Source organism: Actinophytocola sp. (assembly GCF_036378875.1).
In the GTDB taxonomy this organism is placed as follows: domain Bacteria; phylum Actinomycetota; class Actinomycetes; order Mycobacteriales; family Pseudonocardiaceae; genus Actinophytocola.
This window is the reverse complement of sequence record NZ_DASUVO010000073.1, coordinates 121,937-136,052: the sequence shown is the minus strand read 5'-3', so window position 1 is coordinate 136,052 and position 14,116 is coordinate 121,937. Positions and strand designations below refer to the sequence as shown.

Below are 14,116 nucleotides of genomic sequence, written 5' to 3'. Positions count from 1 at the left end.
CCACTACAGTCACCCTAACCGGGGACCTGGTACTCCGCAGGCTGATTATTCGCCAGCAGGCGAAGCACGTGCGCACCGAGCAGGACCATCAGTCCGAGGCCGGCCACCACACCCAGCGCCGGTGGCAGGCCGATCCCCGCGGCCAGCAACCCGACCAGCGGTGGGCTGGCCAGGAAACCCGCGTACCCGGTGGTGGTCACCACCGAGATGGCCGTCGACCGGTCCCGAGGTCCGGCCGCCCTGCCGACGGCGGCGAGCAGCGTGGGCACCACCGGCGCGAGCCCGATCCCGGCGAACGCGAACCCCGCGAGCGTCAGGTACGGCGACGTCGCGAACGCGCCGACGGCCAGGCCGACACCGCCTACCGCCGCGCCCAGCCGCACCAGCGTGTGATCCGGCAGCAGAGCGCCCTTCCACTGCGCGAGCATCCGACCCACTGACAGGCCCGCCATGTACGCCGCCGGACCGGCGCTGCCGAGCAGCGGCCCCGCGCCGAGATTCTGCTCGAGGTGCACCGCACCCCACTGCTCCACCGCGTTCTCCATCAGCAGCACGGCCGCCGCGACCGCGCCGACGAGCAGGAACGGGCGCATCCACCGCACCGGTGCTCGCCTGGTCCCGTGTTCAGCAGAGGTGTCGGCGCCCCGCCAGCCGCGCCGGTCCACGGCCAGCGCCGCGCTGCCCAGCACGACGGCCGCGACCACGAGCAGCACCGCGGTCCGGCTCACGCCGAGCTGTCTGGCCAGGCCCACCGACGGCCCGGCGAGCACCATGGCGAGGGGGGTCGCCGCGTGCACCTTGTTGAACAGCCGCACGCCGTCCCTGGCCTCGTGGGCGGCGGCGGTCGCGTTCAGTGCCACCTCGATGGCGCCGCTCGCCGCGCCGACCAGCAGCAGCCCGGCGACGAACACCGGCACCGTGCCGGCGAACGCGACCACCCCGATGCCGGCCGCGAACAGCGCGGTGACCAGCGGCAGGGTGTGCTGTGCGACGCGGTTGGCGAGCCGGCCGGTGAACGCCATCGCGGGCACGGCGGCGATCGGGATCGCGAACAGCGACAGCCCAAGTTCTCTGGTGTCCAGCCCCAGAGTGGCCTTGAGGTCCGGGATCAGCGCGGCCCAGCCGCCCCAGAAGACTCCCCAACTCGCGGCCACCGCCAGCAGCCCCAGCACCCCTCCAGTGGTCCCCCGCACGTGGCCTCCGTCGTGATCATTCGGCACGGTCCGTGACCGTACCGCTCCGGACAATGGCCACGTTTGCCCGATTACCCGTCGGGCACCCGTCACTAACGTTGACGGGGGAGGTAGGCAAACGGTGAGGTGCTGGGGGATCGACGCCGGGGGCAGCAGTACGACGGCCCTGGTAGACGGTGGGGAACGGTGGCTCCGGGGCTCGGTCAACCCGGCCTCCGTCGGCGCGCCGGTCGCCGATGCCGAGCTGAAAGCACTGTTCGCGGCCGTGGCCGACGAGCTGGGTCCGAGACCGGCGTTCGGCTGGTTCGCGACCGCCACCGTGGACGCCGGCACTCCGGAACCGGAGCTGGACCGGCTGGCCGGCCTGGCCGTCGAGGCCGGGCTCGCCGGGACGCTGGTGATCTCCCGCGACATCGTGCCGCTGCTCGCCGCGGACCCACTGCGCGGACGGGGCGTCGCGGTCGTGTGCGGCACTGGATCGGGTTTTCTGGCCGGCGACGGCCGTCATGCGCCGGTGTCCGTCGGCGGGTGCGAGTACCTGGGCAGCGACGAAGGCGGCGCGTTCGACATCGGGCTCCTTGGCTTGCGGGCGGCCGTTCGTGGTGCGGACGGCCGAGGTCCGGCGACGGCGCTCGGGCGTGAGCTGACGTCCGGTGGTTCGATCACCGAGCTGGCCAGAGCGCTCGCGGCACGACCGTTCCCGAAGGCCGCCGTCGCCGCGCTCGCCCCGGCGGTGTTCCGGTGCTGGCTTGGCGGCGACCCGGTGGCCGCCGCGGTGATCGACACGGCCCTGGACGACCTGGTGACGGGCGTGCGTGCGGCCAGGGACCGCGCCGGACTCGACGGCGGGACCTGGTCCGCGGTCTTGTCCGGCGGCGTGGTGCGGGGTTGCCCGGAGTTCGCCGCCCTACTCACCGACCGGCTCGCCACCGAGCTGGGCGCGACATCCCCGACGGTGGTCGACGACCCCGCCGGGATGGTGCTCGCCGCGGCCACCGCGCATCGCGACGCGTTTCCTGACAACCTGGCCGGCTGGGCCTGGCCCAGGAACCTGGGGGTCTGATGAATGAGCCCATAAAGGTCGGGGTGTGTCTCGCGGCGCTGTCACCGATGGGCCTGCGCGGGGCGTTGGCCACCGCGGCCGGGGTCGGTGTGGACGTGGTGGACCTGCCCGCGGACCGCAGCTTCGGATTGGTGGACGCCGACCGGCTGGCCGATCCGGAACACCACCGCGAGGTGAGTGCGTTGCTGCGGGTGGCGAGAGCGCGGGTCGGGTGTGTGAGCAACAGCCGCGACACCCAGCTCGCGCTGGGTCCGCACGGGCCGCACACCGATCCGGTGCTGGCCGGCTCGACGGGGGACAAGCGGGCGTACGGGCAGCGTGCCGCGCTCGGTACCGTCGCGCTGGCCGCAGCACTCGGAGCGCCGTTGGCTCGGCTGATGCTGGGAGTGCCGGACCTGGGCCGGTGGCTGTCCTGGTGGGGCAGCGAGGTGTCCTGGCGGGACAACGTGTCCGCGTGGGTCGAGGCCGCCGCACCGGCACTCGACCTTGCCCGTGAGTCGGGTGTGCGCGTGGTGGTGGAGCCGCACCCCAAGCAGGTCGTCTACGACCCGGCGAGCGCCAGGGCGCTGCTGGCCGCCGCGCCGGAGATCGGGCTGTGCCTGGACGTGGCCAACCTGGCGGCGGTCGGGCACGACCCGGTGCACGCCGCCCGGGGCTGGGGCGACCGGCTGGCCGCGGTGCACGCCAAGGACCTGCAGGTGTGGCGCCTACCCGACGACCCGCGCGGCGCCGGGTGGTCGCGGTACGGGCCGGGGCCGCCGATCCGGTTCCGCGCGCTCGGCTGCGGCGAGTTGCCGTGGGCAGAGATCGTTGCCACGCTGCTGGACGAGGACTACCGAGGGGTGATCTACGTGGAGCACGAGGACACGCTGCTGCCGACGGAACAGGGCATCGCCACGTCGGTGGCGGCGTTGCGCACATTGCTGCCGGCCGGGGCGCCGCAGGGGCGCACATGGTGAACGGCGTGCGGGCCGGCCTGCTCGCGGGCGGGCTCGGTGAGCGGATGGGGCCGCTCACCGACCGGCTGTGCAAGCCGCTCGTGCCGTACGCGGCGTCGTGCCGCCTGGTGGACTTCAGCCTGGTCAACGCGGTGCGGTCCGGGATCCCCGAGGTGGTGCTGCTGTCGCTGCACCGCGAGGCCGACCTGGCACGGCACCTGTTGCGGCACTGGACGAACCAGGGGAACACGAGGATCCACTTCGGACCGCACGACGAGTTGGTGCACTCGGGCGGGCTGGCCGACGGTGAGCCGCTGCCACCACGCCCAGCGGAACACGGCACCGCGGACGCGTTGCTGACCAACGCCGAGTACCTGTTCGCGCCGGGGGCACGGGACGTGTTGGTGCAGCACGCGGATCACGTGTACCTGATGGACTACGGGCCGATGGTGGCCGCACACCGGGACAGCGGCGCGGGGTGCACGATCGGCGTGCAACGCATCGAGCGGCGGTACGTGTCGCTGTTCGGCATGGTCGAAGTGGACGGTGAGTCGCGGGTGCGTGCGCTCGTGGAGAAGCCGGCGAACCCGACCTCGGACCTGATCTTCACCGCGTTCTGCCTGTTCCGCATCGACGCGCTGCGCGAGGTGCTCGCCGAGCTGTCCGCACTCGGCGAGAACGGCTGGCAGCACGACATCAGCAGGGACGTCCTGCCGCACATGATCACCACCGGCCGGCGGGTGTCGGCGTTCCCGATCTCCTGCTACTGGGCGGACATCGGCACGGTGGAGCGGTACCTGCTGGAGCAGCTCAAGCTCCTGGACCTGCCGATGGACCCGATGGCCATGCCACGAACCCTCTCCGGGTCGCCGCCGCGTTACCTGCCGGAGCACCACAGCCTGGTCGGCGAGGACCCAACGCCGGACGCGACGGTGGACAGCAGCGTCCTCCACCCGGGTTGCCGGCTCGAGCCGGGTGCCGTGGTACGCGGTTCGGTGGTGCTACCCGGCGCGACGATCGCCGAGGGCGTGACGGTGGCGGACACCATCGTGCTCGAAGGAGAGACGGTCACCGCGGACCGGAATGGCCTCGCCGCGTGACCGGTCACAGGTCCGCGCACGGTCGCAGGAACCGTTCGGCGAACTCGGCGAACGCCTCTGGCAGCACCCCCACCGGCACCTGCGGGGGGTAGACCACCACGCGAGTCACACCCCAGGACCGCAACTCCGCCACCCGCTCCGGCACCGCGGGCGCCGCCTCCGCGACCAACTCGATCCCGTCCGGATCCCGCCCGGCGGCCTCGGCGGCGGCGCGGCACTCGGCGAACAGCGCACGAGGGTCCGCGACCGCCGGGAAGAAACCGTCGGCCAGCCTGCCGGCCCTGCGGGCCGACGCGACCGTGTGGCCACCCATGATCATCGGAATGCGCCCGACCGGTTTCGGGTAGCAGCGCATCGACGTGAAGTCGTGGTAGCGCCCGTGAAAGCTCTCGTCGTCGCTCCACAACGCACGCAGCACGGCCACGTACTCCTCGAACCGGGCCGCGCGGTCGGCGAACTCCACGCCCACCGCGGCGAACTCCTCGCGAAACCAACCGAGGCCGAGCCCGAGCTCCAGCCGGCCGCCGGACAACGCGTCGATGGTGGCGGCCTGCTTGGCCAACACCACCGGGTTGCGCTGCGGCAGGATCAGCATCCCCGTGACCAGCCGCACGCGGCTCGTCAGCCCGGCCACGAAAGCCAGCCAGGCCAACGGGTCCGGGTACGGCCACTCGGCCGGCACCGGCAGCCGGCCGTCCTCGGCGTACGGGTAGGGCGTGCGGTACTCCGCCGGCAGCACCACGTGCTCCGGCACCCACAGCGAGTCCACCCCGTGCCGCTCGGCCAGCCCGGCGATGGCCCGACTCGCCTCCGGCGTGTCGAACGGTGGCATGTTCGGTGACAGCAACCCGATCCTCATCGAACCGACTCCGCGAGTAGTGACGCGACCGCGACGGTGGTCACGTGGGTGTTGGCCCTCGGGATCACCGGCATCAGCGAGGCGTCCCCGATGTACACATTGGACAGACCGTGCAGGCGCCCGTCGCCGCCGGCCACCGGCCCCATCGCACACGTGCCGACCGGATGCCAGTACCCGAACGACATCTCGGCGACCGCGCCGGCCTCCCGGCGTGCCGGTGGCCACGGGGTGAGCGTTGCGAACTCGTTCAACGGCGCGGTTTCCGCGAGCGCGTGGGCGAGGTCGACACCGTCGAGGACCACCTGACGGTCGTGGCCGTCCGGGTCGGCGAAGAAGCGGTGTTCGATCAGCGGCGCAGCCAACGGGTCCAGTGATCGGGCACGCACCGTCCCCCGGGATCTCGGCGCCATCACGGACACGTACAGCCCGGCCGCAAGCGGTCCGGTGTAGTTGCGGTGCTCGTCCTCGCCCGGCCCGGCGGACGGCACGATGTGCAGGTCCCAGCATTCGTCGCCCGCCATGCTCGACCGGGCCTTGATCACCGTCTGGGCGAGGTAGATGTCGCGGTCCGGCAGCGCGTGTGCGAGTGCCTCGGTGGGGGTCAGCTCGACGGCGGCCGAAGGGTGGTCGGTCAGGTTCTCCCCCACCCCGGCCAGTGGCAGCACCACCGGCGCACCCAGTTCGCGCAGCACCGGCTCCGGCCCGATCCCGCTGCGCATCAGGAGCGGCGGGTTGCCGTAGGTGCCCGCGGCCAGCACCACCGTGTCCGCGGCGACCTGTTCGGCCCGCCCGTCCCGCACGATCACGAGCCCGGTGGCGCGGTCCCCTTTCACCACCAGGCTCGCGACGAGAGCGTCCGCCACCACCCGCAGGTTCGGCCTGCCGCGGGCGGGGTCGAGGTAGGCGAACGCGGCGTGCCAGCGGGTGTCGCCGACCGCGTTGAGCGGCACCCAGCCGGCACCCTCCCTGGCGTCGGCGCCGTTGACGTCGGTCAGCGACGGCAGGCCCAGCTCCGCCGAGGCGGCCAGCACCGCGCGGTGCCAGGCGGTGCGGTCGGCCTCCGGGACGTCACGCACCCGCAGCGTGCGCATGGCGTCGGCAAGGTGCGGGGCGAGGGCGGCGTGGTCCACGGCACCGTCGGAGTACGCGCGCCAGGCGTCGTAGTCGGCGGGGACGCCGATGGTGGCCCAGCAACCGTTGTGCGCGGACGACCCGCCGACCAACCGGGCACGCGAGCAGCACGACGGCCCGCCGGGTGCCCAGTCGTGGCTGCGTGCGGCGGCCCGGCAGTCCAGCAGATCCGGCGGCCACCGACCCTCCCGGTGCGGCCCGTAGTCCGGGCCGGCCTCCAGCAACAGCACCGAACGGCGCTCGTCCTCGCTGAGCCGGGCGGCGAGCACACATCCGGCGGCACCACCCCCGACCACGACGACGTCGGCGCGCAGTTCCCCCGCCACCACATTCTCCTCCGTCATCGTCCACTCAGGACTCAGCCCGTGCGCAGCCGCCCATATCCGGCCGCCCCGGCCATGATCGAGTCGCGGATCTCCGCCTCGGTGACGTCGTCGGCGATCACCGTCTCGCCGAGGGCGACCGGCAGGACGAAGCGCAGCACACCGTCGCGGATCTTGCGGATCTGCCGCAGAGCGCCCAACGCGGCCGGCACGTCGAGCCACACGGGCAGGTCGTCGAGCACCACCGGAAGGCCTACCGCGGCCAGCAGGTTGGTGAGCCGCGCCCTCGTCCGCCGGTCCAGCAGGCCCCGCCGCTCGGCGATCCGCGCCGCGCACGCCATGCCGAACGCGACCGCCTCACCATGCAGGATCGGGCCGTAGCCGGTGACGGTCTCCACCGCGTGGCCGATGGTGTGCCCGAAGTTCAGCGGCCGCCGCAGGTCCAGCTCGTACGGGTCCTTGGCGACCAGGCTGGTCTTGACCACGCTCGCGCCATGCACCAGACGCGCCGTGGTCGCCGGGTCGCCTGCCCGGATGTCGGCGTGGCGGCGCTCGATGAACTCGAACAGCTCCGGCGACGCGATGACACCCTTCTTGATCACCTCGGCCAGCCCGGCACGCATCTGCCGCGGTTCCAGCGTACGTAGGTAGCCGACGTTGGAGACGACCGCTTTCGGTTGGTAGAAAGCTCCGATCAGGTTCTTCGCCGTGGCGTGGTCGACCGCGACCTTGCCGCCGAGTGCGGCGTCGACGTGCGCGAGCAGTGTGGTCGGCACGTTGATGTACGGCACGCCGCGCATGTACGCGCTGGCCACCCAGCCGACGGTGTCGATCACCACCCCGCCGCCGACGGCGAGCACGATGTCCCGCCGTGCCAGTGCGGTGCCGGCCAGCCAGTCCAGCAACGAGGTCGCGGTAGCCATGCTCTTGCTGGCCTCGCCGGACGGGAACGAGGTCGCGGTGACCTCCAGCCCGCTGTCGGCGAGTGCGTTCGCGAGGCGTCGCGCGTGCAGCCTCGTCACCGTGTGATCGCTGATCAGCGCGACCCGTCTGCCGTCGATCTCGGCACGGAGCCGGTCGACCGCGGCTCGCTCGTGCCGGCATACGAATACCGTGTACCGATCCTGCCGGTCAGCGGTTGTGATCACGTCCCCTTCCGAGCTACGCGGCAGCGGAAGCCGTTCGCGCACTCGGACGTGTGCCCCCACCAGTCAAGCACCCCCAGATTTCGACCGGTATTTTCTTCCAGCCTAATCGCACGTCGCCACTAACGCAGATCGCTCAGACGCTCGATGGCGGCGCGGAGCGTGTCCTGGCGCTTCGGAAAGGCGAAACGGACGAGGTCGGCGCCCTGCGCGGGGTCGGCGTAGAACGATGATCCCGGTACCGCCGCGACGCCGATCTCGGTGACCAGCCGTCGCACGAACGCCACGTCGTCGCGGTCGCGGTCGAACGCGCCGGTGCCACACAACACGTAGTACGCGCCGTCTGGTTCGCGCAGCTCGAAACCGAGGTCCGCCAGGGCCGGGCACAGCGTGTCGCGCAGCTCGCGGTAGTGCTCGGCAAGGTCGGTGTAGTACGTCGCGGGCAGTTCCATGGCGGTCACCCCGGCCGCCTGCAGCGGGGTCGGCGCACCGACGGTGAGAAAGTCGTGCACCGTGCGGATGGCGCGGGTGGCCCACTCCGGCGCGATGGTCCAACCGACACGCCAGCCGGTGACGGCGTAGGTCTTGGACAGGCTGTTGATCGTGACCGTACGGTCGGCCAGGCCCGGCACGGTCGCCGGTGGGATGTGTCCGCCCGGGCCGAGGAACTGGATGTGCTCGTAGATCTCGTCGGTGACGCACAGCGTGTCGTGGCGCTGGCACAGCTCGGCGATCAGGTCCAGCTCCGCGCGGCTGAACACCTTTCCGGTCGGGTTGTGCGGCGTGTTCACCACGATCGCCCTGGTACGCGGAGAAAACGCGGCACGTAGCGCGTCCTCGTCGATCGTCCAATCAGGACGCCGCAGCGGCACGTACACCGGGCGGGCGCCGGCGAGCACGGTGTCCGGTCCGTAGTTCTCGTAGTGCGGCTCGAACAGGATCACCTCGTCGCCAGGCTCGACCAGCGCCAGCATGGTGGCCACCATCGCCTCGGTGGCGCCACAGGTCACGCACAGCTCGGTCTCCGGATCGACCGTCCACCCTGGATAGACGCGCGCGGTCTTCGCCGCGATCGCCGTGCGCAGGGCGCTCTCGCCGAACGTCGTCGGGTACTGGTTGCGGTCGCCGTCGACCGCGGCCGCCGCGGCCTCCTTCAGCTCTGGCGGGCAGGGGAAGTCGGGCAGCCCCTGCGAGAGGTTGACCGCGCCGTGCGCGTCCGACAGCCGGGTCATCTCGCGGATCACCGACTCGGTGAACGACGCTACCTTGGTACTCACCCGGGTGATCAACCGATTCTCCTTGCCACCAGACAGATCAGCTCGTACGCGACGTGCGCGGCGGCGATCGACGTGATCTCCGCGTGGTCGTAGGCCGGGCTGACCTCGACGATGTCGGCCCCGACGATGCGCGCGTCGGTCAGCAGCCGCAGGATGCCGAGCAGTTCCCTGCTGGTCAGCCCGCCGGCCTCCGGGGTGCCGGTGCCCGGCGCGTGCGCCGGGTCGAGCACGTCGATGTCCACCGACACGTACAGCGGCGCGTCGCCGACGATCTCGAGCACCCGTGCGGCCACCGCACGCACACCCATCTCCGCGACGTCCATTGTGGACAGGATGCGGTAGCCGAGCGCCGCGTCCCGGTCGAGGTCGTCCGACCCGTACAGCGGGCCGCGGATACCGACGTGGACGAGCCGCTCGGTGTCCACGAGCCCTTCCTCGACGGCCCGGCGGAACGGGGTGCCGTGCGTGTGCCGCGCGCCGAAGTAGGTGTCCCAGGTGTCCAGGTGCGCGTCGAAGTGCAGCACGGCAACGGGTTCCGGCATGGTGCGCAGCACGCCGAGCGCGACGGTGTGGTCCCCGCCGAGGACGATCGGCACCGTGCCGTCGGCCAGCAGCGCGCGGGCTCCCTCGGCGATCTGGTCGAGCGCCTCGTCGATGGCGAACGGGTTCGCCACGATGTCACCGCAGTCGGCGACCTGCGCACGGCTGAACGGCGCCACGTCCAGGCCGGGGTGGTAGGGCCGCAGCAGCCTGCTGCCCTCCCGGATCGCCGCCGGCCCGAACCGGGCGCCAGGCCGGTAGCTCGTCCCGGCGTCGAACGGGATCCCGACCACGCCGATGTCGCACCGCTCCACCTGGTCGCGGCGGGGCAGCCGGGCGAACGTCGCCGGCCCGGCGAACCGGGGGGACCGCGACGCGTCGAGGGGACCGACCGGATCACTCACGAAGCCCCCTCGCCCGCGCGCGCCGCCTTCCACTTGGCAACGAGCGAACCGCCGATTCCGCTCCCTGGACCTGCACGAAAGTCCCATTCGTGCGCCCTGGACCCGAGCGAAAGTCCCATTCGTGCGGGCAGCCGCAGGTGAGGACCGTCCGGCGTTCGCTCTCCACGACAACGCTCACGTCGTCACCACCTCGTCCGGCTCGGCGGCGGCGCCGGCCAACCGCCGCTGCCACGCCTCCAGCACCGCCGCCTCGGTGCGTGGGGTGAGCAGGCTGACCACGACGTAGCCGACGAGGCTCACCGGAAGGCCGTACATGATCGGCTCGTTCGCCAGCGGGCCATCGGTGATCATCAGTACGACCACCACCAGCCCACCGGCGACGATCCCCGCCATCGCACCCTGCCGGTTGCCGCGCCGCCACACCAGGCCGCCGATGATCGGCACCAGCAGCGCGCCGACCAGCAGGTTGTAGGCAATCGAGAGCGCCTCCAGCACGTCGCTCAGCAAGGCGGCGATCACGATGCCGGTGATGCCGAACAGCAGGATCAGCACCCGACTGGCGCGTACCTCGTCGTAGTCGCCGGTACGGCCGAGCAGGCGGCGCAGTCGTGGCCACAGATCGCTCCCGGCGACGGTCGCGCAGGCGAGCAGCCCGCCGCTGGCCGTCGACATCACCGCGGCGAGCGCGGCGGCCAGCACCAGCCCGCGCACTCCGGTCGGCAGCACGCCGTTCACGACCGTGGCGAACGCGTCGTCAGGTAGCGCGAGGTCGGGGTAGAGCACCTTGGTCGCCGTGCCGATCAGCGCGCCGCCGAAGGCGTACGCGACGCAGTACAGCCCGGAGACCGACCCGCCGATGACGGCCACCCGGTCGTCCCGCGCGGTGAACACCCGCTGCCAGATGTCCTGGCCGATGAACAACCCGAGGAAGTAGATGAGCACGTAGGTGAAGATCGTCTCGGCGCCGATGTGCCACAGCGAGAACGTCTCCGGGCCGGCCGCGCGCAGGCCGTCGAAGCCACCCGCTTTGCCGACCGCGACCGGGGTGAGGACCAGCAGCACGCCGACGGTCTTCACGGCGAACTGCACCATGTCGGTAAGCGTGATCGACCACATGCCACCGAGCACCGAGTAGATCACCACAATGCCGCCGCCGAGCGCGACCGACGCGGTCTTGTCCAGGTCGAACAGCACCCCGAAGATCGTCGAACAGGCCACCGTCGAGGTGACCATGATCATCAGCGCGTAGGCCCACATCACCACGCCGGACATGGCCGCGGACGCGCCGCCGTAGCGCAGTTGCAGCATCTCCGAGACGGTGAAGATCTTCAGGCGGTTGATCCGTTTGGCGAACAGCAGGCTCAGCCCGAGCACGCCGAGGCCGATCGTCAGCACCAGCCAGGCGCCGGAAATGCCGTACAGGTAACCGAGGCGCACACCGCCGATCGTGGAGCCGCCACCGATCACGACCGCGGCCATCGTCCCCGAGTACATGACGTAGCCGAGCCGCCGACCGGCGACCAGGAAATCGCTCTTGGTACGCGCCCGATTCGCCGCGTACCAACCGATGGCGACCATCGCCACCAGGTAGCTGATCATCACCACGTAGTCAGCGGCCATCTTTCGACCATAGGAACGTCAAGCCGCACAGGCCCAGTAGCCGATCCGTACAATCAGTCCACACAGATTGGACGGATCGCCCATGACTGTCCCGCTCCGTGATGTCGTGGCACGCACCGACCTCCGGCTCGGGGTGCTGACCGGCGATGTCGACGGCCGGGTGGTGCGCTGGGTGCACATCTGCGAACTGCCGCACCCCAAGCTGTACCTGACCGGCCAGGAGTTGCTGCTCACCGCGGGTGTCAACTTTCCAACCAAGGACGAGGAGATCGACCACTACGTGGCGCGGCTGGTCGAGGCGGACCCCGCCGCGCTCGGCTTCGGTGTGACCCCGGTGTACGACGCGGTACCCGCCTCGCTCGTGGCCGCGTGCGCCCGGTACGGCCTGCCGTTGCTCGAGGTGCCGGCCGACGTGTCGTTCCTGCGGATCAGCGAGACCGTCTCCGGCATGCTCGCCGCGACCGAGCGCGCCGACGCGCGGCGGCTCGCCACCGCCCAGACCGCCCTCACCAAGGCCGCCGCCCAGCCGGACGGCCTCCACGCGGTGGTCGCCCAACTGGCCAGGCAGCTCGACGGGTGGGTACTGCTGACCGACGCGGCCAACCGCCACATGGCGGGCAGCCAGGTGCCCGCCAGCCTGGCCGACGAGGTGGCCGAGCTGACCGCGGCGGTGCGTGCGCCGCACGGCCCGGCATCGGCGACGACACACCACCGCGACACCCAGGTCGTGGTGCAACGCCTCGGCTCCGACGCGGTGCTCGTCGCCGGCCGCCCAGCACCGTTCCGACCGAGCGACCGAGCAGTACTCGGAGTCGGCGGCGCCCTGCTGGGCCTGCTCACCACGGACCGCCGGCACCCACCGGCCGACGTCATACCTCTGTTGCTCACACTGCTCACCGACGGCGCCTGCGGCCCGGCAACGGAGCTGCTCGCCGCCATGACCGGCACCGTTCACTGGCGGGTGCTGCGCGCGGTCCGGCGCGGCCGCACCGAGTCGGTGACCGAACTCGCCAACCAACTCGACTCCCCACTTGTCGCGTCCACAATAGACCGTGGGTTGATCGCCGTCGTACCCGCCGACATCGACATCGTGCTCGACCCGACATGGCTGGCCACCATCAGCGGCGCTGTCGCCGTCGGTGACCTGCCGTCGGCGGCCCGCCAGGCAGACCGCCTACTGACCGAGGCGCTACTGGACGGCCGCCGCCGCACGATCGCCGATCAGTCCGGAGTGGACAATCTGGTCACGCCTCGCGACGCGACCGCGTTCGCCGACGCGCTGCTCGCCCCGGTTCCGCCCGACCTGCTCGGCACACTGCGGTCCTGGCTCGCCCACAACGGAAACTGGGAGACCACCGCCGCCGCGCTCGGCGTGCACCGCAACACTGTCCGACACCGAATCACTCGGCTCACGACGATGCTCGACGTCGACCTCGACGACCCGGACGTGCGCACCGAACTGTGGCTCGCACTGCGCTGGACGAGCACTCCACCAGTACCACCGCACCGTGCGCGTCCGTCCACTTCGACTCCACGAAGGAGACCATGACCTGGCGCGCCCTCGTGTCCCTTGCGGGGCTCAGGCCAGGGTGACGATGTAGCTGCCGTACATGCCGTCGGCGCAGTTGCCCGACTTCTCGCTGTAGAGGCTGTAGCCGAAGTATCCGTAGTTGGACGCCCAGGCGTAGGTCAGGGCGTGGTCAGCATAGGTCGTACCGCCGACGGTGTCGCAGATGACGGGAAGGTAGAAGCTGGAATTGCTGAACCGGCCCACCGTGTTGGTGCCGGTGTTGGCGCCGTCGTCGTAGAACAGGTAGTCGGCGTGGTCCCGCTTCCAGCCGCTGGCGTCGAACCAGTACCAGTAGGCCTCGTGGTAACTCGGGCCGTACAGCAGCAGATCCGGAGTGCTGTATGCCCACCCGAGGGTCGAGCGGGTCATCGTCAGGTCGATGTAGACGGGATCCTCCCACCACACCTGGACGGTCATCGTGTAGGGGATGACGGCCTGAACACCGGGCCGCGCGGCCGAACCGCGTTGCCCGCTCTCCGCGCGGTGCTGCCCGGCGGCTTCCTTCGACGAGCCGGCGGCGAGTTGTCTCGCGATGGCCGGTGGGACCTCGTCGGGTCTGTACTCCGCTCTCGCCATCCTGCGTACGCAGGTCGCCGGATCGTAAGCGAGCTCGGTGAAGTAGAGCACCACCGCCCCGTCGTCCACGTGCCGCTCGCCCTCGGACTCGAACCGACAGGTGCCCTTGTCGGTGCGGTGGCCCTGCTCGACGTAGGTCACCGTGCCTGCCGGGGCGGCCCGTCCCGCGTCCGGGCTGGCCGCCGCGGGCGATGCGGACACGGCGGTGGTCGCGGCGAAGCCGAGTAACGCAACGACGACGCGGACGACCAGGTTGTATCGAACGGCCATGTTCCCTCCTCGTTCGGTGAGAGCCCGACCATCACCGCCCGCACTGGACAGCGACTGGACACCCGGCCGTTCCACGCCATGCTCGGCGTGGGCGTTGGCGACGGCGA

The 14,116-nt window shown here is 71.3% G+C and carries 12 protein-coding genes; 4 read left to right on the top strand and 8 right to left on the bottom strand.

Annotated elements, in window-relative coordinates; all coding sequences use genetic code 11:
* Positions 1 to 14: 14 nt before the first annotated feature.
* Entirely contained in the window at positions 15 to 1,193 is a 1,179-nt protein-coding gene (locus tag VF106_RS20760) for an MFS transporter (protein WP_330841421.1), read from the bottom strand.
* Between the two features lie 121 nt (positions 1,194 to 1,314).
* Between VF106_RS20760 and VF106_RS20755 the strand changes: the two genes are divergently transcribed.
* The 3 genes from VF106_RS20755 to VF106_RS20745 are packed head-to-tail and all read left to right on the top strand — an operon-like array spanning position 1,315 to position 4,294.
* Positions 1,315 to 2,256, top strand: coding sequence for a BadF/BadG/BcrA/BcrD ATPase family protein (locus VF106_RS20755; protein ID WP_330841420.1), 942 nt, complete (start codon positions 1,315 to 1,317; stop codon positions 2,254 to 2,256).
* Positions 2,256 to 3,215, top strand: coding sequence for a sugar phosphate isomerase/epimerase family protein (locus VF106_RS20750; protein ID WP_330841419.1), 960 nt, complete (start codon positions 2,256 to 2,258; stop codon positions 3,213 to 3,215). Before VF106_RS20755 ends, VF106_RS20750 begins: the two co-directional genes overlap by 1 nt.
* Positions 3,209 to 4,294: a sugar phosphate nucleotidyltransferase gene (locus VF106_RS20745; protein ID WP_330841418.1), complete on the top strand. Its 1,086-nt coding sequence runs from the start codon at positions 3,209 to 3,211 to the stop codon at positions 4,292 to 4,294. The genes VF106_RS20750 and VF106_RS20745 overlap by 7 nt, the downstream gene beginning before the upstream one ends.
* A gap of 4 nt (positions 4,295 to 4,298) precedes the next feature.
* On the opposite strand, the gene VF106_RS20740 is transcribed toward VF106_RS20745, so the two are convergent.
* The 6 genes from VF106_RS20740 to VF106_RS20715 all read right to left on the bottom strand — a co-directional run bounded on the left by VF106_RS20740 (position 4,299) and on the right by VF106_RS20715 (position 11,593).
* Positions 4,299 to 5,153, bottom strand: coding sequence for a TIGR03619 family F420-dependent LLM class oxidoreductase (locus VF106_RS20740; protein WP_330841417.1), 855 nt, complete (start codon positions 5,151 to 5,153; stop codon positions 4,299 to 4,301).
* Positions 5,150 to 6,628: a GMC family oxidoreductase gene (locus tag VF106_RS20735; RefSeq protein WP_330841416.1), complete on the bottom strand. Its 1,479-nt coding sequence runs from the start codon at positions 6,626 to 6,628 to the stop codon at positions 5,150 to 5,152. The genes VF106_RS20740 and VF106_RS20735 overlap by 4 nt, the downstream gene beginning before the upstream one ends.
* A gap of 14 nt (positions 6,629 to 6,642) precedes the next feature.
* On the bottom strand, positions 6,643 to 7,755 hold the full coding sequence (gene aroB / locus VF106_RS20730; RefSeq protein ID WP_330841415.1) for a 3-dehydroquinate synthase: 1,113 nt from the start codon (positions 7,753 to 7,755) through the stop codon (positions 6,643 to 6,645).
* Positions 7,756 to 7,874: 119 nt separating this feature from the next.
* Entirely contained in the window at positions 7,875 to 9,029 is a 1,155-nt protein-coding gene (locus VF106_RS20725; RefSeq protein WP_330841414.1) for a pyridoxal phosphate-dependent aminotransferase, read from the bottom strand.
* An 8-nt stretch (positions 9,030 to 9,037) separates the two neighbouring features.
* The gene (gene speB, locus VF106_RS20720) at positions 9,038 to 9,973 is read right to left on the bottom strand and encodes an agmatinase (RefSeq protein ID WP_330841413.1); all 936 of its coding nucleotides are present in this window, start codon (positions 9,971 to 9,973) and stop codon (positions 9,038 to 9,040) included.
* Positions 9,974 to 10,147: 174 nt separating this feature from the next.
* Positions 10,148 to 11,593 carry a sodium:solute symporter family protein gene (locus VF106_RS20715; RefSeq protein ID WP_330841412.1) on the bottom strand — a complete coding sequence of 482 codons (1,446 nt, stop codon included), beginning with the start codon at positions 11,591 to 11,593 and terminating at the stop codon, positions 10,148 to 10,150.
* Between the two features lie 82 nt (positions 11,594 to 11,675).
* Between VF106_RS20715 and VF106_RS20710 the strand changes: the two genes are divergently transcribed.
* Entirely contained in the window at positions 11,676 to 13,142 is a 1,467-nt protein-coding gene (locus VF106_RS20710) for a PucR family transcriptional regulator ligand-binding domain-containing protein (RefSeq protein ID WP_330841411.1), read from the top strand.
* A 30-nt stretch (positions 13,143 to 13,172) separates the two neighbouring features.
* Here VF106_RS20710 and VF106_RS20705 read toward each other — a convergent pair whose 3' ends face one another.
* Positions 13,173 to 14,009, bottom strand: a complete 837-nt coding sequence (locus tag VF106_RS20705) for a hypothetical protein (RefSeq protein ID WP_330841410.1) — start codon at positions 14,007 to 14,009, stop codon at positions 13,173 to 13,175.
* Positions 14,010 to 14,116: the final 107 nt, after the last annotated feature.